Origin of the sequence: Kitasatospora sp. NPDC097643 (assembly GCF_040302625.1) — a bacterium.
In the GTDB taxonomy this organism is placed as follows: Bacteria; Actinomycetota; Actinomycetes; order Streptomycetales; family Streptomycetaceae; genus Kitasatospora.
This window is the reverse complement of record NZ_JBEOSA010000018.1, coordinates 19,164-41,610: the sequence shown is the minus strand read 5'-3', so window position 1 is coordinate 41,610 and position 22,447 is coordinate 19,164. Positions and strand designations below refer to the sequence as shown.

At 73.8% G+C, this 22,447-nt stretch carries 22 protein-coding genes; 15 read left to right on the top strand and 7 right to left on the bottom strand.

The window, feature by feature from the left end:
- Positions 1-53 precede the first annotated feature (53 nt).
- Positions 54-881 carry a dimethylargininase gene (ddaH, locus tag ABTY15_RS14610; RefSeq protein WP_350582289.1) on the top strand — a complete coding sequence of 276 codons (828 nt, stop codon included), beginning with the start codon at positions 54-56 and terminating at the stop codon, positions 879-881.
- 148 nt (positions 882-1,029) lie between these two features.
- On the opposite strand, the gene ABTY15_RS14605 is transcribed toward ddaH, so the two are convergent.
- Both ABTY15_RS14605 and ABTY15_RS14600 read right to left on the bottom strand, forming a co-directional pair.
- Positions 1,030-2,208, bottom strand: a complete 1,179-nt coding sequence (locus tag ABTY15_RS14605; RefSeq protein WP_350582285.1) for a globin domain-containing protein — start codon at positions 2,206-2,208, stop codon at positions 1,030-1,032.
- Positions 2,209-2,291: 83 nt separating this feature from the next.
- A complete protein-coding gene (locus ABTY15_RS14600) occupies positions 2,292-2,735 on the bottom strand; it encodes an RrF2 family transcriptional regulator (protein WP_350582282.1) in 444 nt (147 codons plus the stop codon).
- A gap of 261 nt (positions 2,736-2,996) precedes the next feature.
- On the opposite strand from ABTY15_RS14600, the gene ABTY15_RS14595 reads away from it, so the two are divergent.
- The 3 genes from ABTY15_RS14595 (at position 2,997) to ABTY15_RS14585 (ending at position 6,507) form a co-directional block, all read left to right on the top strand.
- Positions 2,997-4,610 carry a choice-of-anchor I domain-containing protein gene (locus tag ABTY15_RS14595; protein WP_350582279.1) on the top strand — a complete coding sequence of 538 codons (1,614 nt, stop codon included), beginning with the start codon at positions 2,997-2,999 and terminating at the stop codon, positions 4,608-4,610.
- Between the two features lie 101 nt (positions 4,611-4,711).
- Complete coding sequence (locus ABTY15_RS14590) at positions 4,712-5,380, top strand: helix-turn-helix transcriptional regulator (RefSeq protein ID WP_350582276.1); 669 nt, start codon at positions 4,712-4,714, stop codon at positions 5,378-5,380.
- Positions 5,377-6,507 (top strand): aminotransferase class I/II-fold pyridoxal phosphate-dependent enzyme, encoded by a 1,131-nt coding sequence (locus tag ABTY15_RS14585; RefSeq protein ID WP_350582271.1) that lies wholly within the window; start codon positions 5,377-5,379, stop codon positions 6,505-6,507. The genes ABTY15_RS14590 and ABTY15_RS14585 overlap by 4 nt, the downstream gene beginning before the upstream one ends.
- A 120-nt stretch (positions 6,508-6,627) precedes the next feature.
- Here ABTY15_RS14585 and ABTY15_RS14580 read toward each other — a convergent pair whose 3' ends face one another.
- Positions 6,628-7,035 carry a hypothetical protein gene (locus ABTY15_RS14580; RefSeq protein WP_350582267.1) on the bottom strand — a complete coding sequence of 136 codons (408 nt, stop codon included), beginning with the start codon at positions 7,033-7,035 and terminating at the stop codon, positions 6,628-6,630.
- A 418-nt stretch (positions 7,036-7,453) separates the two neighbouring features.
- On the opposite strand from ABTY15_RS14580, the gene ABTY15_RS14575 reads away from it, so the two are divergent.
- The 3 genes from ABTY15_RS14575 (at position 7,454) to ABTY15_RS14565 (ending at position 10,991) form a co-directional block, all read left to right on the top strand.
- Positions 7,454-8,230, top strand: a complete 777-nt coding sequence (locus ABTY15_RS14575; protein WP_350582265.1) for a serine/threonine protein kinase — start codon at positions 7,454-7,456, stop codon at positions 8,228-8,230.
- An 8-nt stretch (positions 8,231-8,238) separates the two neighbouring features.
- A complete protein-coding gene (locus tag ABTY15_RS14570) occupies positions 8,239-9,777 on the top strand; it encodes a protein kinase domain-containing protein (protein ID WP_350582259.1) in 1,539 nt (512 codons plus the stop codon).
- 113 nt (positions 9,778-9,890) lie between these two features.
- The gene (locus ABTY15_RS14565; protein WP_350582252.1) at positions 9,891-10,991 is read left to right on the top strand and encodes a calcium:cation antiporter; all 1,101 of its coding nucleotides are present in this window, start codon (positions 9,891-9,893) and stop codon (positions 10,989-10,991) included.
- A gap of 78 nt (positions 10,992-11,069) precedes the next feature.
- Here ABTY15_RS14565 and ABTY15_RS14560 read toward each other — a convergent pair whose 3' ends face one another.
- Positions 11,070-12,128 carry an LPXTG cell wall anchor domain-containing protein gene (locus ABTY15_RS14560; protein WP_350582250.1) on the bottom strand — a complete coding sequence of 353 codons (1,059 nt, stop codon included), beginning with the start codon at positions 12,126-12,128 and terminating at the stop codon, positions 11,070-11,072.
- 515 nt (positions 12,129-12,643) lie between these two features.
- Between ABTY15_RS14560 and ABTY15_RS14555 the strand changes: the two genes are divergently transcribed.
- The 8 genes from ABTY15_RS14555 to ABTY15_RS14520 all read left to right on the top strand — a co-directional run bounded on the left by ABTY15_RS14555 (position 12,644) and on the right by ABTY15_RS14520 (position 18,737).
- Positions 12,644-13,576, top strand: coding sequence for an ABC transporter substrate-binding protein (locus tag ABTY15_RS14555; protein ID WP_350582248.1), 933 nt, complete (start codon positions 12,644-12,646; stop codon positions 13,574-13,576).
- Between the two features lie 244 nt (positions 13,577-13,820).
- Entirely contained in the window at positions 13,821-15,107 is a 1,287-nt protein-coding gene (locus tag ABTY15_RS14550; RefSeq protein ID WP_350582245.1) for a geranylgeranyl reductase family protein, read from the top strand.
- Between the two features lie 230 nt (positions 15,108-15,337).
- Entirely contained in the window at positions 15,338-16,036 is a 699-nt protein-coding gene (locus tag ABTY15_RS14545; RefSeq protein ID WP_350582242.1) for a TNT domain-containing protein, read from the top strand.
- Between the two features lie 89 nt (positions 16,037-16,125).
- Entirely contained in the window at positions 16,126-16,755 is a 630-nt protein-coding gene (locus tag ABTY15_RS14540; RefSeq protein WP_350582240.1) for a GNAT family N-acetyltransferase, read from the top strand.
- A gap of 148 nt (positions 16,756-16,903) precedes the next feature.
- A complete protein-coding gene (locus ABTY15_RS14535; RefSeq protein WP_350582237.1) occupies positions 16,904-17,347 on the top strand; it encodes an HAD family hydrolase in 444 nt (147 codons plus the stop codon).
- A 67-nt stretch (positions 17,348-17,414) separates the two neighbouring features.
- Positions 17,415-17,843 (top strand): hypothetical protein, encoded by a 429-nt coding sequence (locus tag ABTY15_RS14530; protein WP_350582233.1) that lies wholly within the window; start codon positions 17,415-17,417, stop codon positions 17,841-17,843.
- Positions 17,843-18,148 (top strand): PRC-barrel domain containing protein, encoded by a 306-nt coding sequence (locus ABTY15_RS14525; protein WP_350582229.1) that lies wholly within the window; start codon positions 17,843-17,845, stop codon positions 18,146-18,148. Before ABTY15_RS14530 ends, ABTY15_RS14525 begins: the two co-directional genes overlap by 1 nt.
- A gap of 7 nt (positions 18,149-18,155) precedes the next feature.
- Positions 18,156-18,737: a type 1 glutamine amidotransferase domain-containing protein gene (locus tag ABTY15_RS14520; protein ID WP_350582225.1), complete on the top strand. Its 582-nt coding sequence runs from the start codon at positions 18,156-18,158 to the stop codon at positions 18,735-18,737.
- A gap of 82 nt (positions 18,738-18,819) precedes the next feature.
- Here ABTY15_RS14520 and ABTY15_RS14515 read toward each other — a convergent pair whose 3' ends face one another.
- The 3 genes from ABTY15_RS14515 to ABTY15_RS14505 form a co-directional block, all read right to left on the bottom strand.
- Positions 18,820-20,814 carry a putative Ig domain-containing protein gene (locus tag ABTY15_RS14515; protein WP_502893499.1) on the bottom strand — a complete coding sequence of 665 codons (1,995 nt, stop codon included), beginning with the start codon at positions 20,812-20,814 and terminating at the stop codon, positions 18,820-18,822.
- Between the two features lie 380 nt (positions 20,815-21,194).
- A complete protein-coding gene (locus tag ABTY15_RS14510) occupies positions 21,195-21,701 on the bottom strand; it encodes a BMP family ABC transporter substrate-binding protein (RefSeq protein ID WP_350582222.1) in 507 nt (168 codons plus the stop codon).
- Positions 21,698-22,375: a hypothetical protein gene (locus tag ABTY15_RS14505; protein ID WP_350582217.1), complete on the bottom strand. Its 678-nt coding sequence runs from the start codon at positions 22,373-22,375 to the stop codon at positions 21,698-21,700. Before ABTY15_RS14505 ends, ABTY15_RS14510 begins: the two co-directional genes overlap by 4 nt.
- Positions 22,376-22,447 lie beyond the last annotated feature (72 nt).

Sequence of the window (22,447 nt, the reverse complement as noted above, 5' to 3'; positions counted from 1 at the left end):
CGCCTGTGGAACCCGATCCACCGAACTCCCCGCTGTCCCAGGAAGGTTGAGCAATGCCCACCCAGACCCCGGAGCGCACCGCCCGGCCGCGGCGCTACCTGATGTGTCGGCCGACGCACTTCACCGTGGACTACGCCATCAACCCGTGGATGGACCCCGCGCAGCCCACCGACACCGCGCTCGCCATCCGCCAGTGGGAGCGGCTGTACCGGCTCTACCGCCGCCTCGGCCACACCGTCGAGCTGATCGACCCGGTGCCCGGCCTGCCGGACATGGTGTACGCCGCCAACGGGGCGACGGTGCTGGACGGCCGGGCCCTGGTGGCCACCTTCCGCCACCCCGAGCGGGCCGCCGAGTCGGTGGCCTACCAGGCCTGGTTCCGGGCGCACGGCTACCGGGAGGTGCGCCGCGCCGGGCACGTCAACGAGGGCGAGGGCGACCACCTGGTGGTCGGCCGCCGGGTGCTCGCGGGGACGGGCTTCCGCACCTCCCGGGCCGCGCACGCCGAGGCGGGCGAGGTCCTCGGTGTCCCGGTGGTCAGCCTGACCCTGGTCGACCCGCGGTTCTACCACCTGGACACCGCGCTGGCGGTGCTCGCCGACGACCACGTCATGTACTACCCGGAGGCCTTCGACGCCGACAGCCGGGCCGTGCTGCGCGCCCTCTACCCGGACGCGATCCTCGCCGACCGGGCGGACGCCGAGGTGTTCGGCCTCAACGCGGTCTCGGACGGCCGCCGGGTACTGCTGCCGGAGGCGGCGAAGAACCTGGCCGGACGGCTCGCCGACGAGGGGTACGAGCCGATCCCGGTGGACGTCTCCGAGCTGCTGAAGGGCGGCGGCGGGGCCAAGTGCTGCACCCTGGAGCTCAGGCCCGCCTGATCACCCCGCCGGTTCGGGGGTGACCAGCAGGACCTCCAGGGTGCGCGACCCGCACCACCCCTCCCTTCCTCGGCCGGGTCGACGGAACCGGCCGGTCCGCCCGCGATCGTGGCGGGCGGACCGGCCGGGAGGCGGGACCGAAGGGAGATCAGGCGAGCCAGAGGTCCGGGCCGAAGACCTCGTAGTGGATGTCCGCCGCCGGGACGCCCGCCGCCAGCAGCTGCTCGCGGACGGCGCGCATGAACGGCAGCGGCCCGCAGAGGTAGGCGGTGGTGCCGGCCGGGACGTCGACGGTGCTGAGGTCGACCAGGCCGGTGCGTTCGGCGGGCCACTCGCCGAGCGGCCGCTCGTAGAAGACGTGGGCGGTGGCGTTCGGCAGCTTGGCGGTGAGCTGGGCGAGGTCGGCGCGGAAGGCGTGGCTGAGCTGGTCGCGGTCGCCGTGCACGGAGATCACCTGGCAGGTGGATCCGGTGGCGGCGAGGTGGTCGAGCATCGCGGTCATCGGGGTGTTGCCGATGCCGGCGGAGGCGAGCAGCACCGGGCCGTCGCCGTCCGCGAGGGCGACGTCGCCGAGCGGCGGGGCCAGGTCGATTCGGTCGCCGGTGTGCAGGTGCCGGTGGAGGTGGGTGGAGACCTCGCCGCCGTCCTCGCGCTTGACGGAGAAGCGCAGCGCGCCGTCGGCGCCGCCGGACAGGCTGTACTGGCGGATCTGCCGGGCGCCGTCGGCCAGTTCGGTGCGCACCGAGACGTACTGGCCGGGGCGGAACGCCGGGACGGGCCCGCCGTCGGCGGGGCGGACCAGGAAGGTGGTGACGTTGTCGGTCTCCTGGTAGCGGGCGATCACGGTGTACGGGCGCCACAGGTCGGCCGGGTCGCCGCCGGCGGCGGACTCGGCGCGCAGCCGGTCCTCGATGGCGATGAGCGCGTTGGCCATCAGCCAGTAGACCTCGTCCCAGGCGGCGGCGACCTCGGGGGTGACGGCCTCGCCGAGCACGTCGACGATGGCGGCGAACAGGTGCTCGTGGACGATCCGGTACTGGTCGTTGCTGATGCCGACGGAGACGTGCTTGTGCGCGATGCGGGCCAGCATCGCGTCCGGCCGCTGGTCGGGGTGGGCGATCAGCGCGGTGGCGAAGGTGGCTATCGACCCGGCGAGGGCCTGCCGCTGGGTGCCGTTGGCCTGGTTGCCGCGGTTGAAGAGGTCGCGCAGCAGCTCCGGGTGGGCGGTGAACATCCGGTCGTAGAACCGCGGGGTGATGTCTCCGATGGCGGCGCCCACGACGGGCAGGGTGGCTTCGACGACCTCGGCGGACTTGGCGGACAGCATCGGGCACGCTCCAAACTGGAATCTGAGAGTCGTATTCAAGGCCGCGCGGGAGCGCGACCCGAGAAGGGGGGTGGATCGGTGGATCAGTCGGCGGGGCGGGTGGTGAGGCTGAGCAGGACCGGCCCGGTGGGGGAGGCCACCAGGTCGTCGATGCAGAGCGGGTCGAGCACGGCGAAGAAGGCCTCCTGCGCGGTCCGCAGCACGCCGCGCAGCCGGCACGCGGCCCGCAGCGGGCACGGCGGGTCGTCCTCGCAGCCGACCACGTCGCCGACCCCCTCCAGTTCGCGCAGCAGCAGGCCGAGCGAGCCGGTGCGCCCCGCGAAGGTGAGCATCAGCCCGCCGCCACGCCCGCGGCGGGCCTCCACCACCCCGAGGTGCTGGAGTCGGCTGACCACCTTCGCCGCGTGGGTGTACGGCACGCCGACCGCCTCGGCCACCTCCCGGGTGGTCGGGTTGGCGTCCTCGTCGAGGACGGCCAACCGCATGGCGATGCGGAGGGCGATGTCGGTGCTCTTGGTCAGCCTCACGTTCGAAACGCTAGCGAATGCGACTTCACAACTCCAATTTTCTGCACACCTCGCTCAGGGCCGGTCGACCGGGCGGCGGCGAACGGGGGCGAGCAGGTCGGTCGATTCTGAACATTTGGCGACATTAACGATCGTCCTCTGACGGCCGGTCAGGCGGACTCCTACGCTCCACGGAGCACCGCCCGACCACCGACCGACCGTCGACCAGTCTGGAGAGCCCTCGTGAGAACACGTCGTGCCCCGCGGCGTACCTGGACGGCCGTGACCGCGATCACCGCGGCCACGGCCGCACTGCTGTCGCTGCCCGCCACCACCGCCGAGGCCGCCGCGCCACCGCCCACCGTCACCGCCCACGTCCCGGTGGCGCCCTACCCGGCCGGGGTGGCACTCGCGCCGGACGGCCGGCACGCCTACGTGACCAGCCAGAGCAGCGGCGCGGTGAGCGTGCTGGACACCGCGACCGACACGGTGAGCGCCACCTTCACGGCCGGCACCGGCTCGTACGCGATAGCCCTCTCGCCCGACGGGCGCCGCGCCTACCTCAGCCAGCACCTGGACGGCACGGTGAGCGTGCTGGACACCACGACCGACACGGTGACCGCGACCGTCCCGGTGGGCACCCAGCCGTGGGGCCTGGCGCTCTCCCCGGACGGCACCCGCGCCTATGTGGCCAACGCCGGGGCCGACACCGTCAGCGTCCTGGACACCGCGTCCAACACGGTGACCGCGACCGTCCCGGTCGGCGCCGAACCGCACGGGCTGGCCGTCTCGCCGGACGGCAGGCGGGTCTACGTCGCGGCCTCCGGGGGCAAGGCGGTGAACGTGATCGACACCGCGAGCGGCACGGTGACCGCCACCGTCGCGGTCGGCCACGGCGCCTTCGGCCTGGCGATCAGCGCGGACGGCGGCCGGCTGTGGGCCGCCGACGGCGACGACAACACCGTGGCCGTGGTCGACACCGCCAGCAACACCCTGACCGGGACGGTCACCGTCGGCGCCAACCCGTTCGCCGTCGCCCTCGCCCCGGACGGCACGTCCGCCTATGTGTCCAACTACGCAGACAGCACGGTCAGCGTGGTGGACACCGCGTCCAGGACCGTGACCGCGACCGTCCCGGTCGGCGCGAGCCCGTACACCCTGGCACTGACCGTCGACGGGCGGCACGGCTACCTCGCCGACTTCACCGGCGACGCCGTCGACGTGCTGAACTTCCCGCTGCCGGTGCCCGCCGTGACCGGGATCAGCCCGGCCGGCGGCTCGCAGGTCGGCGGCACCACCGTCACCCTCACCGGCACCGACCTGAACGGCGCGACGGCCGTCACCTTCGGCGCGGCGGGCAAGGCCACCGCGTTCAGCTGCACCAGGACCAGCTGCACCGCGACCGCCCCCGCCAGCACGGTGACCGGGCCGGTCGACGTCCAGGTCACCACCCCCGGCGGCACCAGCGCGGCCGTGGCCGCCGACCGCTTCAGCTACGCGGCCGCCAGTGCCCACCTCGGCGTCGCGCTCAGCGCCACCCCGGTGAGCAACCTGCTCTCCGGCCGGGTCGACTACACCGTCACCCTCACCGGCCAGGGCCCCGACCCGGTGACCTCGGCCACCGTCGCCGCCAACCTCCCCTCGGGCCTCACCGTGACCTCCACCGACTGCACCGTGGCGACCGGCAGGCTGACCTGCACCCTGGCCGCGCCGCTCGCCAAGGGGGCGAGCACCACCCGGCACTTCTCCGTCACGCTCGGGGTGCTCAGCCTGGTCCGCGGCTGGGACATCACCGTGGCCCGCACCGCCGGGACGCCCACCGACCCCTCGCCCGACACCAGCCGGGACACCCGCAGCTGCTCCGCCGTCCTCGGCCTGCTGATCACCTGCCACTGACCGGTCGAGCGTCCGTTGTCGAGGGCCCCGCCCGGGGGAGGCGGGGCCCTCGACAGGTGTCGCCCTGGACGAAACGTCCGGACTGGACGTACAGTCCAAGTATGACCGTGGAAACCCCCGACCCCCGCGTCCCCACCTGGGCGCCGGTCTGCCGCGCGGTGGCCCTGCTGCTCGGGCCGTACGCCGAGGTGGTGCTGCACGACGCCGTCGCCGACCGGGTGCTGGCCGTCTGGAACCCGATGACCGCCCGGGCCCCCGGCGACCCCTCGCTGCTCGGCGAACTCGACACCCTCGACCCGTCCGCCCCCGACGTCTACGGGCCCTACGAGAAGCTGCTGCCCGACGGCCGGCGGCTCTCCTCCGTCAGCGCCGTCCTGCGCGACGCCGCCGGGCGGCCCTCGGCGGTGCTCTGCGTCAACCTCGACCGCGGCCCGCTGGAGCAGGCCGCCGCCCTGCTGGCCGGCTTCGCCGCACCCACCGCGCCGCGCCCCGAACCGCTCTTCGAACGCGACTGGACCGAGCGGATGAACGACGTCATCGGCGGCTACGTCCGCGCGCAGGGCCGCCCGCTCGAACGCTTCGGCCGCGAGGACCGGCTCGCCGTGCTGCGCGAACTCGACCAGGCCGGGGTGTTCGCGGTCCGCCGCGCCGTCCCCGCCGTCGCCACCGCGCTGCGGGTCTCCCGCTCCACCCTCTACACCCTGCTCGCCGAGCTCAAGCAGACCGAGAACGAGAACAAGACCGAGACCGAGAACGAGAACGACCGATGACCAGGCTCCCTGACTTCCGCCTCGAAACCTACTTCTCCCGCTGGGAGTTCACCGCCCGCCACCACCTCACCGCCTCCGACGCCCAGACCATGGCGATGGCCGAACTCCTGGCCCTGGCCGGCCCCGAGGACCGCGAGGCCTGGGACACCCTCACCCTCGGCTACACCGAGACCTTCGGCGACCCGGCGCTGCGCCAGGCCATCGCCGGGATGTACGAGCACGTCGACGCCGACGGAATCATCTGCTTCGGCGGCGCCCAGGAGGGGCTCAACCTCGCCATGCAGGTGCTGCTCGAACCGGGCGACCACGCCGTGGTGGTGACCCCCAACTACCAGTCCGCCGAGACCATTCCGCTCTCGCTCTGCGAGGTCACCGGTGTGGCGCTGGACGAGCGGGCCGACTGGGCGCTCGACCTCGACGCCGTCCGGGCCGCGCTGCGCCCGAACACCCGGGTGGTGTCGGTCAACTTCCCCAACAACCCCACCGGCAAGGTGATCGACGCCGCCGAGTTCGCCGCGCTGGTGCGGCTCTGCGACGAGCGCGGCATCCGGCTCTTCTCGGACGAGGTCTACCGGGGGCTGGAGCGCGACCCGGTCCGCATCCTGCCGCAGGCCGCCGACCTCTCCGAGCGTGCGCTCTCGCTCAACGTCACCTCGAAGTCGCTCGGCCTGCCCGGCCTGCGGATCGGCTGGATCGCCTGCCGGGACCGGGAGTTGCGCTCCCGGCTGGAGCGGGCCAAGCACTACACCACGATTTGCAACTCGGCGCCCAGCGAAGTGCTGGCCCGGATCGCGATCAACGCCCGGGAGCGGATCCTGGCCCGCAACCGGGGCATCATCGCCGAGAACCTGCCGCAGTTCGACGCGTTCTTCGCCGAGTTCGCCGACCTCTTCGAGTGGCACGCCCCGGACGGCGGCTGCGTCGCCTACCCGCGCTACCTCGGCCCGGACGGGGTCGAGGAGTTCTGCACGGCGCTGGTCGAGCAGGCGGGCGTCCTGCTGCTGCCGGCGAGCATGTACCGCTCGGAGCTGACGCCCACGCCCGTCGACCGCTTCCGGATCGGCCTCGGCCGCCGCGACCCGGGCCCGGCGCTGGCCGCCTTCGCCGACTGGCTCCGCAAGCGGTAACCGGGTGCGGAGCCGACGGGCCGGCCGCCCGGGTGTGACAACCCGGACGGCCGGCCCTTGTGCTGGGACGGAGCCGTCCCTGCCGTGGAAATGACGTTCGGTCAGAAAAAGGAATTCAGATCAGAACGGGTAGCCGCAGGTGGTGACCTGCTTGGACTTGTCCAGCGCCGGGCCGGCGGTGGCGCAGACCATCTTCAGGTCGATGGTGCTGACCTTCGGGGTGACGGCCTTCGCCGAGCCCAGCTTGACGGTGGTGCCGGTGGCTACCGTCTCCCACGGGCTGCCCCACGCCTTCTGGGTGCGGATCTCGACCTGAACGAGCGTCAGCTGGGACGGGTCGGCGGAGACCTGGGCAACGCCGATGAAGCCGTCACCCTGGGCCTGGTGCGAGATACACGGCTGGTTCAGCACGGTGAGACAGGTCGCGGTGTCGACCTCGCCGGTCGCCGTGGCGGCCGTGGCCGGGCCCGCCGTCAGCGCCGCTATCCCTGCCGCCACCATCGCCACAGCTGCGATCCGAGTGCGCATGTTATGAACCTCCTTGGAAATTAAGGGCACTTCACTCTGTGGGGTGAGTCTTGCACAGAATGTGGAGATGTTTCGTGTGTGTTACATCACACTCAAGGTGACCGTTCAACTACATGCTGCAACCGTTCCCCGATTGTTCAGCACACGGACAGATCGCCGTCTGACGAATGATCAGTTCGTAGGTGATCAGGTGTCAGGTCGTGGGTGGCAGCACCATCCGCCGCCCCGCCGTCACGCCGCCGTCCACCGGCACGGAGGCCCCGGTCTGGTAGGCGAAGTCGTCCGAGGCCGGCGCGAGGATCGCCCGCGCGATCTCGGCCGGGAACCGTCACCCGACAGGCCGTCACCCGTCCGGGTGGCGATGCGCTCCGGCGGCGGAAAGGGCGGATACCATCGATCCGACCCGCGGAGGTGCTGCGTGGACACGGTCATCGTGCAACTGCCCGACCGGGGGCCGGTGGTGGCGCCCGGCGCGACGCCCGCCCTGCTGCGGATGGGCCCCGGCGAGGCCGCGGTCTTCGGGCGCGGCGAGCCCGGCCGGCCCGTCCCGATCCCGCTGCCGGACCAGGGCGTCTCGCGGCACGCCGGGGAGATCACCGCCGCCGAGGACTACTGGCGGCTGTCCAATTTCAGCCCCTGCGCGACCTACGTGGTGGAGAACCTGGAGGGGGCGGGCGAGCACGTCAAGGTGGCGCCCGGGCGGCTCGGCGCGCCGGTGCCGTTCGAGTTCTCGCGGGTGCTGCTGCCGGCCCTCGGCGAACCCGCCTCCTTCAAGGTCTTCGCCCCCCAACACGCCTACCTGGAAGGCCGGTTGGGCGAAGCCGGCGGCGAGCACACGGTCAGCCCGTTCGCCCTCGACCCGACCGCCAAGTACTTCCTGGTGCTGCTCGCGCTCTGCGAGCCCCGGCTGCGCTCGCCCTCCGCCGCCGCCGTCCCCGGCGTCACCGAGGTGGTGGCCCGGCTGCGCGCCCTGCCCTCCTGCCGCGGACTGACCCGCTCGGCGGTCAACTACCACGTCGACTACCTGGTCTGCGCCAAGCTGCGGCTGCGCGAACCGTACGAGGAGGGCGGCCCGGCCGGCGGCAAGCGCGAGGAACTCGTCGCCCTGGCCCTGAAGTTCGACCTCGTCCGGGAGGAACACCTGGCCCTGCTCCCGCCCCGGCGCCCGGCCGAGCGGACCGCCGCCCGACCGTGAAGCCGCCCGTGAAGCCACCGGAGGAGTCGCCCGACGACCGGCTCCCGGGCGGCTACCCGCTCGCGGGCTACCGCGCCGGCGCGTTCCTCGGTGCGGGCGCCTGGGGCAGCGTGTACGCCGCAGAGGGCCCGGACGGCACCCCGGTCGCCGTCAAACTCCTCAGCCCCGCCCGGCTCAGCCCCGGCCAGCGTCGGACCATGGCCCAGATGGCCCGCCGCGAACTACGCTTCGGCCGCCGCGCCGACCACCCCCACCTGATCCGCGTCCTCGCCGTGGCCGTCCTCGACGACCCCGCGCACCCGGCCCTGGACGGCGCCCTCGCCCTGGTCATGGAACGCGCCGACCGCAGCCTCCAGGACGTCCTCGCCGCCGCCCGCCCCGGCACCCCGGTCCCCGGCGCGGCCCGCGTCCTCGCCGAGGTGTGCGCCGGGCTGACCCACATGCACCGGGCCGGCTGGGTGCACGGGGACCTCAAACCGGCCAACATCCTGCTGATGCCCGACGGCACCGCCAAGATCGCCGACTTCGGCCTCACCGCCGAACTGGAGGGCACCCACGCCTACGCCCCGCCGCTCGGCTCGCCCGACCACGTCCCGCCCGAGTGGTGGTCCCAGCGCACCGGGGTACGCGGCGTCGCCCTGCGCCCCAGCGCCGACATCTGGGCCTTCGGCGTGATCGCCCACCAGTTGCTCACCGGCGGTCTGCACCCGTTCCTCGGTGCCACCGCCCGGGCCCGCTCGCTCGCCGCCCAGGCGTACGCGCGCGGCGCGGCGCCGCTGCGCCTGGACGAGGCGCTGCCGGCGCCCTGGCGGGCCGTGGTGACCGCCTGCCTGGCCGCCGAGCGGGAGGAGCGGGCCCGGGGTGACCTGGCCGCCCTGGTCGCCCGGGCCACCGTCCGTCCGACAGAGGCCCGACCCGGCCAGCCGGCCGGCCGGGCCGTCACCGCTCGCGCCGTCACCACCCGGGCCGTCGCCGCCCTGCTCGGCTGTGCGGCCGTGCTGCTGGCCCTGACCGGCGCCCCCGAGCCCACCGCGGCGCCCGGGCCCGCCACCTCCGGGCCGAGCCGCCAGGCCGTACCCCCGCCGCCCGGCGCCATCCCGTTCGACTCGGACGTCCCCGTCGCCTACCGGGGCATGATCGAGGACGCCGCCCGGCGCTGTCCCGAACCGGAGATCACCCCGGCCCTGCTGGCCGCGATGCTGAAGGCCGAGAGCGGATTCGACCCGGCCGCCGCCCGCCCCGAAACCGGCGAGTACGGCATCGCGATGTGGACCCCCGCCGTCTTCGAGGCCTGGGCCAAGGCCGCGACCCACGACGGCCCCACGTCGTACTGGGTGCCCGGCGACGCGATCGCCGCCATGGGCAACTACGTCTGCTGGCTGGACCAGCAGCTCAAGCACCGCGGCTACACCCGCGACCTGCCGGCCCTGGTCGCCGCCGGGTACCGGACCAGCGACAAGACCGTGGCGGCCGCCGGCGGCGTCCCCGAGCGGGTCCGGCCGCACGTCGACAAGGTGCTGCGCTACCTGGCCGACTACGGTGGGTGACTGCTCGAACCGGGAGAAGTCGGACGGCCGGACCGGGACGAACTGGGCCGTATCCGGCCAGAACCCGGCGCTGGCGCCCGAGTGACGGGCCGACGGTCTGGGATGCTCGGGCCATGATCACGAAGCTCCGCGCGGCCACCGCGCAATGGACCGTCGTCGTTCCGGTGCTGTCGTTCGTCGTCCTCGCCCTGACCTGGAAGCGCGACCTGCCCGGCTGGGTGGTCGGCGTGGTCGCCTGCTTCCTGGCCGGCGCCGTGCTCGCCGCCGTGCACCACGCCGAGGTCATCGCGCACCGGGTGGGCGAGCCGTACGGATCGCTCGTGCTCGCCGTCGCCGTCACCGTGATCGAGGTCGCGCTGATCGTGACGCTGATGGCCGACGGCGGCGCGAAGAACGCCACCCTGGCCCGGGACACCGTGTTCGCCGCCGTGATGATCACCTGCAACGGCATCCTCGGCCTGTCCATCCTGGTCGCCGCGGTCAAGTACCGCACCGCCGTCTTCAACGCCGAGGGCACCGGCGCCGCGCTCGCCAGCATCGGCACGCTCGCCACCCTCAGCCTGGCCCTGCCGACCTTCACCACCAGCTCCCCGGGCCCGCAGTTCTCCACCACCCAGCTCGCCTTCGCCGCCACCGCCTCGCTCGTGCTGTACGGGCTGTTCGTGGCCACGCTGACCGTCCGGCACCGCGACTACTTCCTGCCGGTCACCGCCGAGGGCACGGTGCTCGACGAGGAGGACCACGCCGACCCGCCGACCGCCCGGGCCGCCGCGACCAGCCTGCTGCTGCTCGGCGTCGCGCTGGTCTCGGTGGTCGGCCTCGCCAAGGGCGTCTCGCCGACCATCGAGTCCGGGGTCGCCTCGGCCGGGCTGCCGCCCTCCGTCGTCGGCGTGGTGATCGCCATGCTGGTGCTGCTCCCGGAGACCATCGCGGCGCTGCGCGCGGCCGTCCGCAACCGGGTGCAGACCAGCCTCAACCTGGCCCTGGGCTCGGCGCTCGCCAGCATCGGCCTGACCATCCCGGCCGTCGCGGTCGCCTCCGCCTGGCTCTCCGGCCCGCTCGTGCTCGGCCTCGGACCGGCGCACCTGGTGCTGCTCACGCTCACCATCGTGGTCGGCACCCTGACCGTCATCCCGCGCCGGGCCACCCCGCTCCAGGGCGCCGTGCACCTGACGATCCTCGGCGCGTACGTGGTGCTGGCGGTGAACCCCTGAGGCGGTGGCGCGAACGCGGCGGAGCCCCCGCCCCCACCGGACGACGGTGGGGGCGGGGGCTCCGTGGTGTCCCGGGGATCAGGAGGAGGTGCGGCGGCGGCGGGTGTAGACCAGCGCGCCGGCTCCGCCGAGCAGCAGGACGGTACCGGCGCCCGCGTAGAGCAGGGTGCCGTCGCTACCGGTGGAGGCCAGCTTCTTGCCGTCCGAGGCGACCGCGCCGGGGATCGGGGTGGGGACGCTGACCTTGGCGGGCATGATCAGCGGCTTGTCCGGGTTGACCTCGGTGCCGGCCGGCGGGGTGTGCACCGGCACGGTGGCGGTCGGGGCGCTCGACGGGGCGGCGGTCGGGGCGCCGGTGGGAGCGGCGGTCGGCGCGGCGCTGGTGGGCTCCCCGGTGGCCGGGGTGGTGGGCGTGGAGGTCGCCGACGGGGTCGCCGAGGGGGAGGCCGAGGTGCTCGGGGTGGCGGTCGGCGTGGCCGGCGGCGTGGCCGGCGGGGTCACCGGCGGCGTGACCGGCGGGGTCACGGGCGGGGTCACCGGCGGCACCGGGGGCTTCGGGCTGGTGGTCGGCGTGCCGGTGGGGGTGCCGGTGGGCGTCGTGGTCGGCGTGCCGGTGGGCTTGCCCGGGTGCGACGGCGAGGTGCTGGGCACCGAGGTCGGGGTCTTCGACGGGGTCGGGGTCTTGCCGCCGCAGTCGACCTTGAACACCTTGTGCTTGGGGTTGTTGAGCTCGGCGTTCTCCGGGATCTCGCCGTCGACCAGCTCGACGGACTGCCAGTAGAGCTTGTAGTGGCCGTCCGGCAGGTTGATGTCCTCGGTGCGGACGTGGCCCTTGCCGTCCACCGGCAGGTCGCCGAAGGCGACGGCGGTCTCCTTGTTGCCGTGGACCTCGGCGATGACCCAGATGACGTCCTGGTTCGGGTCGAAGCCGAAGGAGTCCAGGTAGAAGGTGCAGACCTTGGGCTCGTTGCGGTTGTCCTCCTGGCCGGTGGCGGCGTCGTGGATCTTCACGGTGCCGTTGTTGCCGGGGGCGCCCTTGCCGCCGGCGACGGCGTGGGCGGCGGGGGCGAGCAGCATCAGGGCGGCGGCGGTCGGGACGGCCACCAGGGAGCGCGCGGCGGTGGAGCGGATATGCATGGGGAGTTCCATCGGGTTTCGGCAGGCCGGGACGAGCCTGCGCGGCGGGGAGGGAGCCCTTGTGCGGCCGTGGCCGGGCGGGTCGGCGACAGGACGACAAGAGGGCACACAACCTTCCGCAGCCGGAATCGTGACGCAAGGTCGGTCTGTCGCGATCGTGACGGTATGTCCGCTTACATCCGTTACAACAATCCGATCACCCGATTGTGGCGAAGCCGTGTGGGGTGGCTTGCCGGCCCGCCACCCGGGCCCACCGGCCGACTCGCCAACCGGCTCACCACCCGGACGGCCGACCCGTCGCGCGGCACGAGGTGCGAGGATGGCCCCGACCGCCCCCGACGGCGGACCTCCGCCGACCGGCCGCCCCCGCACCCCAGGGCGGCCCGATCACGGGCACACGGCGACGAGGTCCGCGCTGCGTACCCCGGCAGCCACTCCGGCGCGGCGTCTCCCTGCCCGCATTCCTCACGCGAAGAAGACGCACCGCGATGCACCGCACCCTCAAGCCTGCCCCCATGCCCTCCAGACCCGTACCCGCACCCCCCGTGCTGCCGGTCCGCGCCGCCGCCGTCCTCGGCGCCGGCGGACTCCTGCTGACCGGCTGCGGCAGCACCCCCGCCACCGCCCCAGGTGCCCAGGACACCCTGCGCGCCCGCCTCCCCAAGGCGGTCAAGGCCGCCGGCGTCCTGAAGATCGGCTCCTACCTGAACTACCCCCCGGTCGACTTCCGGGACTCCAACGCCAAGCCCGCCGGTCTCGACCCCGAGATCGCCACCGCCATCGGCGACTACCTCGGCCTGCGCGTCGAGTTCACCGACATGCCGTTCGACAAGCTCATCCCGGCCGTCCAGAACAAGCAGATCGACCTGGCCATGTCCGCCGTCATCGACACCAAGCAGCGCCAGCTCGGCGCCGCCGACGACGGCCACCAGGCCAACCCCGGCGTCGACTTCGTCGACTACTTCACCACCGGCACCTCCATGGTCGTGAAGACCGGCAACCAGCTGCCGCTCACGACCGTCGACAGCCTCTGCGGCCACACCGTCGCCGTCCAGCGCGGCACCCTCCAGGACGAGTTCGCCACCCGGCAGATCGGCGCCTGCCCGCGCACCGGCAAGCAGCTCCAGGTGCACCGCTTCGACACCGACGACCAGGCGCTCGCCGAGGTCGGGAGCGGCGTCGCCGTCGCCGACCTGAACGACTACCCGGTCGCGCAGTACAACACCACCACCCCGGACCGGGCCGGCAAGTTCCAGCTCGCCAACACCCACTTCCTGCAGTCCGGCCCGTACGGCATCACCGTCGCCAAGGACAACACCGTGCTGCGGGACGTCGTCTCCAAGGCCCTCGACCAGGTGATCCGCAACGGGGGCTACGACAAGATCCTCGCCAAGTGGAACGTCGCCCCCGGCGCCGTCTCCAGCGCGGTGGTCAACGGCGGGCTCTGACCCGCCGACCCGCGCGGGGCACCCTGGAACGCCGCCGCCGGAACCCGTCCCGGTGGCCGGACCTGACCGGCCATCGGGACGGGCCCGCGCGTCGGGGCGGCGTGTCGGGACGGCGGGCGGGCGCCGCGGTTCTTTATCGTCTGAGACCGCTGAGTCTGTTGAGTCCGTCGAGTTCCTCGAAGTCGAGTTCCGTGAACCCGCCTTTCTTGAACCCCGCCGCCGATCCGACCCGTGGGAGTGCGCGATGCCCGGTCCAGAGCAGCAGGTGCCCGAGGACGGCGCCGACGTCATCGTGGTGGGCGCCGGCCCGGCCGGCTCCACCGCCGCCTACCACCTCGCCCGCACCGGGCTGGACGTCCTGCTGCTGGAGAAGTCCGCCTTCCCCCGCGAGAAGGTGTGCGGCGACGGTCTCACCCCGCGCGCCGTCAAGCAGTTGACCGACCTCGGCATCGACGTCTCCGAACAGGCCGGCTGGCTGCACAACCGCGGCCTGCGGCTGATCGTCGGCCGCCGCTCGATCGAGTTCGACTGGCCCGAGCTCTCCGCCTTCCCCGGGTACGGACTCGTCCGCCGGCGCGCCGACTTCGACGAACTGCTCGCCCGCCGGGCCGCCGCCGCCGGCGCCCGGCTCGTCGAACGGGCCAACGTGGCGGGCCCGTTGGTCGACGAGCGGACCGGCCGGATCACCGGCGTCACCGCCCGGCTCGGTGAGGAGAAGCGGCCCGTCGACTACCGCGCCCCCGTCGTGGTCGCTGCCGACGGCAACTCCACCCGGCTCTCGCTCGCCATGAAGCGCTACCGCCGCACCGACCGCGCCATGGGCGTCGCCTACCGCACGTACATCACCACCCCGCGGCACGACGACCGCTACCTGGAGGCCTGGCTCGACCTGCGCCACCCCGACGACCCCGCCCACCGGCTGCTGCCCGGCTACGCCTGGGTGTTCGGCATGGGCGACGGCACCGCCAACATCGGCCTCGGCGTCCTCGACACCGCCGGCATCGACCTCGACTGGCGGGACCTGCTGCGCCGCTGGTGCGAGACCCTGCCGCCCGGCTACGGCTACACCCCGGACGCCGTCACCGAACCGGTCCGCGGCTCCGCGCTGCCCATGGGCCTCAACCGCCAACCCCACTACGCCGACGGCCTGTTGCTCGTCGGTGACGCCGGCGGCACGGTCAGCCCGGCCACCGGCGAGGGCATCGCCTACGCGATGGAGTCCGGCCGCTACGCCGCCGAGACCATCGTCCAGGCGCTCGCCCGGCGCACCGACCACGGCCGCGAACTCGCCCTGCGCGCCTACCCGCAGGCCCTGCGCTCCGCCTACGCCGGCTACTTCGCGCTCGGCCGCCTCGCCGCCGACCTGCTCGGCCGCCCCCGGCTGCTCGCCGCGGCCGGCGCCGCCGGGTTCGGCCACCCGGCCCTGCTGAAGGTGGCGTTCCGGCTCATGTGCAACCTCACCGAGCCCAACTCCAAGGACGCCCTGGACCGGCTGCTGCACCTGATCGGCAAGGTCGCCCCGGGGCGGTGACGGGCCGCGTTCGGACGAAGTGCCGGAACATCCCATCCTCCCGGCTGATCGGCCACGACGTCCGGCGCTTGGCCGAATCCGGGGAAAACAAGGCCGTTACCGCCAGGTCGTGTTGACGAATGATCAGCGGATCCGCTTGCCTGGTGCCGGACCGGACACGGAGGGTGAGCGACACCCGCCCTGCCGTGTGCGACCCGATCGACCCCTCACGCCCTCACGACGGAGACACCGTGCGCCTTCGCCTTCGCCTGCTCGTCGCACCGCTCGCCGCGGCCGCCGCCCTGATCGCCCCGAGCATCCCCGCCGCCGCGGCCGACAACTCCAGCGCCGCCACCGGCACGACCACCGGCACGGCCACCCGGACCGCCACGCCGTCCGACGAGTGCTCCGCCGAGTTCTACCACGGCGACAAGCGGCTCGGCCCCGCCGACCTGCCCACCACCGGGCGGGTCGGCCACCAGCTCCTCGGCTACCAGCGCACCGGCGGCGAGAGCGAGCAGAAGTTCCTCGCCACCTACTACGACCCGGCCGCCAACAACGGCTCCGGCGGCTGGATCTACCCGCCCGCCAACGGCTACGTCACCCTGCCCGACGGCACCCCGATCGAGTTCGACCTCACCCTCTACCCGAACCAGAACATCGACCGCTACGGCAGCGAGTACGGCTCCTTCCTCGCCCCTGAGGGCCTGCCCTACGCCAACCGGGCCATCCCGCCGCAGAGCCTCGACGGCAACCCGCCGGCCGGCTGCAACTACCACGACTACAAGGTCGTCAAGCCGTTCACCGTGCACGCCGGCCCGATCGCCCCGTGGTTCGCCCAGCCCGGCTGGGGCCTCCAGTACCAGCTGGACGCGACCCTGCTGCCCGGCGGCCCGGACAAGCTCAACGTGCTCTGGCTGGTCGACAACGGCTACCTGGCCCGGATCTGACCCCTCCCGGACGGCGTGCGGCGGGCACCCCGCCGCACGCCGCCGAAATTCACTGGCGGCCGCGGCCGGGCCCGGGGTAGGAAGGCCGGATGAGCACCGCAGACACCACCAGCGCCGGCACCGGAACCGCCAACGCCACCGCCGACCCGCACACCTTCCGCCCCACCGTGATCGACCTGGGCGACATCCAGCTCCGCCCCTGGGGCCGCGCCCTCACGCTGGCCGGCGGCACCGTCGACGCCCTGATGGCGGCGGCCGCCGACCCGGAGATCAACCGCTGGAACAGGATGCGCACCGCCGACCCGGCCGGCGCCGAGGCCTTCCTCGACCGCTGCGACGCCTCCTGGGCCGACGGCCGCTCCGCCGCCTTCGCCATCACCGACGCCCACGACGGCAGCCTGTGCGGCACCAGCGCCCTGCGCTGGACCGACCGCCCCGACGGTCTCGCCATGGTCGGCTACTGGCTGATGCCCGCCCACCGCGGCCGCGGCCTCGCCACCCGCGCCACCGCCGCCGTCACCCGCTGGGGCATCGCCACCGCGGCCGCCCGCCGCATCGAGCTCTGCCACGCCATCGGCAACGAGGCCTCCTGCCGCGTCGCCGACCGCGCCGGCTTCCCCTACGAGGGCACCCTGCGCGCCTCCTACCGCCACGCCGACGGCCACTACTTCGACGAGCACATCCACGCCCGCCTCGCCACCGACCCGGACCTGGACTGACCTCTCCGTCATCGACCACCTGCTGTGCACGGGCCGGCGCACCGCCGGGCGGAAAGGGAACGGGCCGCAGGTGGGGCGCGGGGAGGGGGAGCGGCCTAGTCTGGAAGGGCGCGTACGGTGCGTGGCCTCGGGATGGAGGCGGAAAGCGATGACGGTGGTCTCGGCGGCGCTCTTCGGCACCGATTGGCGGCCCGGGCTGCCCGGGGCCGTGGAACTGCTGCGCGAGTGCGCCGCGCGGGGCTGGACGGTCGTGCTGACCGGGCCCGGGCCCGACGGGGCGCCCGCGCTGACCGTCACCGCCCCCGGCCACGACCCCGTCCGGGCCGCCCTCGACCTGGTGGACGGCCCCGCTTCGCACGCCGTGGCCGTGGCCGGGAGCGTGCGGGAGGTGGTGGCGGCGCTGCGGGCCGGGGTGCCCTGCGTCGCCCTGGAGGCCGGCGCGGACACCGGCCCGGAGCTGCGGGCGGCGGGCGCGGTCGAGGTCCACCGCGACGCCGCCGCCCTGCTGCGCGTCCTGGACGACAGCCTGCTCGCCCGTCCCCGGGCCTTCGGCCCCGTGGGCGCGGGAACAGGCGGTCCCCGGAGCGGTTAACGCCGCCCCGAACCGGGCAACCGCCCGGGTGCGAGCACGTCACCGCAGTGTGTCGGAGGTGACCGAGATGGACGGACCCGCGTTGAGCGGATGGGAGCGGCGGCTCCTCGAGGAGATCGAGTCCGATCTGCGCCAGGACACTCGACTCGACCGGAAACTGAGCACGATGGGCGCCAAGCCGCCCAGCCGGGTCCGTGGCGTGCTGCACGCCGCCGGCCGCCGGATGTCCGCCGGGGTGCTGCTGACCGCCCTGGTGATGTCGGTGATCTGCATCAGCATCGGGGTGCGCACCCCCACCACCGCGGTCCTGACCGCCCTCGGCGTGGTGTGGGCGGCCTCGGTGGCGGCCGCCGCCGCCGCGACGGTGCTGCTGCGCCGCCGCACGGCGCGCCGGGACCGGGGCGAGCCCGGTGCCGCGCCCCCCGCCGAGCCGGACGAGCGCCGCGAACGCCGTGACCGCCGTGAGCGCCGTCCCTGGGACCAACCGGAGGCGTGATGTCCACCGACCTGTGGGAGTACCGCCCGGGCCCCCACCACGCCGCCGACCTGAGCCTCGTCGGCTACGAGGTGCAGGCCGTCGACGGCCCGCTCGGCCGGGTCGAACAGGACACCGGTGACCACCTGCTGGTCGACGCCGAGCCCTGGGTGCCGGGCACCCGGGTGCTCGTCCCGGTCGCCCTGGTCGCCCGGATCGACCACCTCGAACTGGCCGTCCACCTCGACTGCCCGCGTGCCCGGCTCAGCTCCGCCCCGCCGCCCGCCGTCGACCTGACCGCCCACTGGGCGGTGCCGAGCCGGTGAGCCGGGCATGGGCTGGCCGTCCACCACGCTCACCGGCGGGAGCGTCGCCTTCCTGGTCGCGCCGTACGGGGTCGAGCAGGCCGAACTGACCTCGCCGTGGCAGGCGGTGGCCGAGTCCGGTGGCACCCCGCGGCTGCTCTCCACCGCCACCGGCCGCGTCCAGGCCGTCCGGCGCCGCGCCTTCGCCGACACCTTCGCCGTGGACGGCCTGGTCGCCGAGGCCGACCCGGCCGCCTTCGTCGGGCTGGTCCTGCCCGGCGGCGTCGCCAACCCCGACCACCTGCGGATGAACGAGGCCGCGGTGGCCTTCGTCCGGGCCTGCTGCACCTCCGGCCGCCCGGTCGCCGCGATCTGCCACGCCGCCTGGACCCTGATCGAGGCCGACGCCGTCCGGGGCCGCACCCTGACTTCCTGGCCCAGCCTGCGCACCGACCTGCTCAATGCCGGCGCCCATTGGGTGGACGCGGAGGTGCACGTCTGCCGCGACGGCCCCGGGCCGCTGATCACCAGCCGCAAACCCGCCGACCTGCCGGTCTTCAACGACACCTTCGTGACCGAGTTCTCCCACGCGGCGAAGCGACGGAAGTGAGCCGCCCGCCGGTGCCGGGGGATCTGGACGAAGGCGGAGGGGCCGCGGCGCGCACACGCCGCGGCCCCTCCCGGGGGCAGGGTCAGGAGGCGGTGAGGGTGGTGTCGTCGAGGACGAAGCTGGTCTGGAGGGAGGAGTCCTCGGTGCCGGTGAACTTGACGGTGACGGTCTGGCCGGCGAAGGCGGTCAGGTCGTAGGTGCGCAGGGTGTAACCGCCGGCGGCGTTGAGGTTGCTGAAGGTGGCCAGGGTGGTGCTGCCGGCCTGGACGGTCAGCTTGTCGTAGGCGGTGGAGGTGGTGGTCTCGCTGGTGTCGATGTGCAGGTAGAAGCCGAGGGTGGCGCGGCAGCCGGCCGGGATGGTGACCGTCTGGGCGAGGGTGTCGGTGTGGGTGGAGCCGTAGCCGTCGAGCCAGGCCTTCCAGCTGCCGCCGTGGGCGGGTTCGCTGCTGGAGCTGTCGATGACGCCGGCGGTGGCCGTCCACGGGCTGGCGCTGCCGGTTTCGAAGCCGGGGTTGCCGAGCAGGTTGAGGCCGGTGCAGCTGCCGCCGGCGCCGGTGACGGTCCAGCTGAAGGTGGTGGAGCCCGAGGCGCCGGTGGTGTCGGTGGCGGTGACGGTCGTGGTGGAGCTGCCGGCGGTGCTCGCGGTGCCGGTGATCAGACCGGTGCCGGCGTTGATGGACAGGCCGGCGGGCAGGCCGCTGGCGGCGTAGCTGAGGGTCTGGCCGGAGGCCGAGTCGGTGGCGCGGATCTGGAGGCTGACCGCGGTGCCCTGGGCGGTGGTCTGGCTGCCCGGGTTGGTGACGGTGACGGTGTTGCCGCCGGTGCTGCCGGAGGTGAAGGCGGCGGTGCCGTTGGGGGTGCCGAGGCCGGTCGGGCCGTCGTAGCCGGTGGCGGCGGTGCAGAGGTAGGAGGGCGAGCAGCTGCCGTTGGCGCCGCTGGTCACGTCGTAGAGGGCGGAGGTGTGGGCGTAGGGGTAGGAGGCCGGGGCGGTGCCGGCGGCCGGGGTGCCGGCGAGGGCGTAGACGGCGGCGATGATCGGGGCGGAGGCGCTGGTGCCGCCGTAGACGTTCCAGCCGGAGCCGCCGTAGGTCTGGTAGACGGCGACGCCGGTGGCCGGGTCGGCGACGGCGGAGACGTCGGCGACGGTGCGCTTGGCGCAGCCGCTGTCGTGCTGCCAGCCCGGCTTGGGGTCGTAGGCGGAGCAGCCGGAGCCGGCGCCGTTGCCGCCGGAGCTGGTGCCCCACACCTTCTCACTCCAACCACGGGTGGTGGAGGCGCGGTTGAGGCTGGTGCCGCCGACCGCGGTGACGTACTGCGAGGCGGCCGGGTACTCGACGCCGTAGCCGGAGTCACCGGAGGAGACGGTGATGGCGACGCCGGGGTGGTTGAAGTAGCTGGCGTCCGAGCTGGGGTCGGTGGAGTCCTCGGGGCCGCCGTAGCTGTTGGAGACGTACTTGGCGCCCATCGAGACGGCGGTGTTGACGGCGGCGCCCAGGTTGTCCATGGTCGCGCTGTCGGCCTCGACGAGCAGGATGTGGCAGTTGGGGCAGACCGCGCTGACCATGTCGACGTCGAGCGAGATCTCGCCGGCCCAACCGCTGTCCGCGGTGGGGTAGTTGGTGCCGCCGCGCTGGTCGACCTTCTTGAAGCAGCCGTTGGCGGTGGTGCAGGCGGGGAGCCCGTACTGGGAGCGGTAGGCGGCGAGGTCGGCTTCGGCCTTGGGGTCGTCGTTGGCGTCGACGATGGCGACGGTGGCGCCGGTGCCGGCCGTGGTGGGGAGGTTGTAGGCGGCGGCCAGGTCGCTGGGGCCGTAGCCGGAGGGCAGGATGCCCGGTGCCAGGGTGGGCTGTTGGGCGAGGTCGGTGCGGGCCAGCGCGAGGCAGGCCATCTCGCCGGGGTGGCTGGGGGCGGCGCACAGCCGCTTGGTGGTGGGGGAGTGCGGCGCGGTGTCGGCCGCGGTGGCGGTGGGGGCGGTGCCCGCGAGCAGGCCGGTGGCGGCCATGGCGAGGGCGGGCAGGGTGGCGAGGAGCTTGCGGACTCTGGGCAGGCGCGGCCTGCCGGGGGAGTGGAAGCGCAAGGATCGACCCTCCGTGGGGTGAGGGCGCGGCCGGTGCCGGCAGGGGGATGAACGCCGGTACGGGCGCGGGCCCGTGCTGACGGATCTCGGCATGTGCGGGCCGGGCCCGGCGGGTGGCCGTGGACCGGCTCGGTGCTCGCGCTGTACGGGAGGTGGGGGACGACCCCTGGGGCAGCACGGGATGTCAGTGGCATGACAGCTGATGCCACGTCAAGGGCCACACCGCGGCTGTTCCTCGTCGCGCGGTGTGGCCATGAGATTACTGACGGGTCTTCGGGCCGCTCAAGGTGCCGTTCGCAGCCTTTACCGGGCTTTGCCCATGAATTGCCCAGCGGGAGAAGCGGGTTGGGCTCCGCCCGGACAGGGCGTCGGGATCGCCCTCACTGCTTCCCGGAGGTGAGCGCGGCCGTCAGGGCCTCGCCGACCTTCGTCCGGGCCTGCGGGCCCGGTGGGATCACCGTGACGTTTCCGGCCGCCGGGGCTTCGCCGACGAGGAGGAAGCGCAGGTTCGGGTTGGCGGGGGCGATCCGGGTGAGGGCCTGGACTTCGACGGTGCCGGTGGCGAGCAGGACGTCGCACTTGCGGGCGACCAGGGTGTTGGCGTACGGGACGGCGTTGCCGACCGACTGTTCGCCGATGACCGGCAGGCTCGACACCTTCGCCGAGGTGGCCGCCGAGCTGTCCTGCATGGCGCCCCACACGTCGGCGGCCCCGGGCGCGGCGACCCCCTGCTGGTCCGTCAGCAGGCAGGCCTGCGTCGCCGCGTACTGCCGGGCGCGTACGGGCTGGGGCTCCGGGCCGTCGTCCGGCGTCAGCCAGAGGGCCAGGCCGAGGGCCCCGACCAGGGCGACGGCACCGGCGAGCGCGCCGATCCTGCGCGGTGTCATGCGTCCTGCGACGGGCAAGGCTCCGGCTCCTTCGTCTCCAGCAGCTCCGCGAGTCGTGCGATCACCTGGGCGGCTGCCGCCTCGACCTCGGGTTCCCGCCGTCCGGCGTAGAGACGGTACGTCCCGGGCCCCACGAACATGACCGACGCCAGCACGGCCGAGCTGTGCTCTCCCGCGGTGAACAGGAGGTTGTGCCCCGACAGCGGGAAGAACCGACGCACCGTCGGCGCCGCCCAGGCGAGTTCGACGACCTCCCGGAGGAGCGGCGAGGCGTCGCGACGGACGATGCGCCACTGCGTCTCCAGGGCGTCGCCGCGCTCGTAGGCGAGCTGGAGCTCCGAGAACTCCACGAACGGCCATTCCCGGGCCAGCTGTTCCAGCCCCGCACCGGAGAGCCATGCCGTGGTCGCCGCCACGACCGAGCGCCGGTCGGCGGTCGAGCCGGCGGCCCATTCCAGGCCTTGCCGGTTGAACCGCACGACGTAGCGGTCGACGGCCAGGTCGACGTTGGCCGTCGACCGGTCGTCGCCGATGAGGGCGCTGAACTCCGCCCGCGGGGCCGGGGGCCCGGTGAAGCGGACCGGCTGCTCCTGGTCCAGTTCCGCGTTCAATGCCGCGGCCAGCGAGCCGCGTTCGGCGATCTCTCGCCGGTCGGCCTCGAAGGAGCCGTCCATCGGTGATCTCTCCACGTGCATCGTCGGTCGAAGGTTCGGACTGAATGGTCGGACCGTCGGGGACGGCCCCAG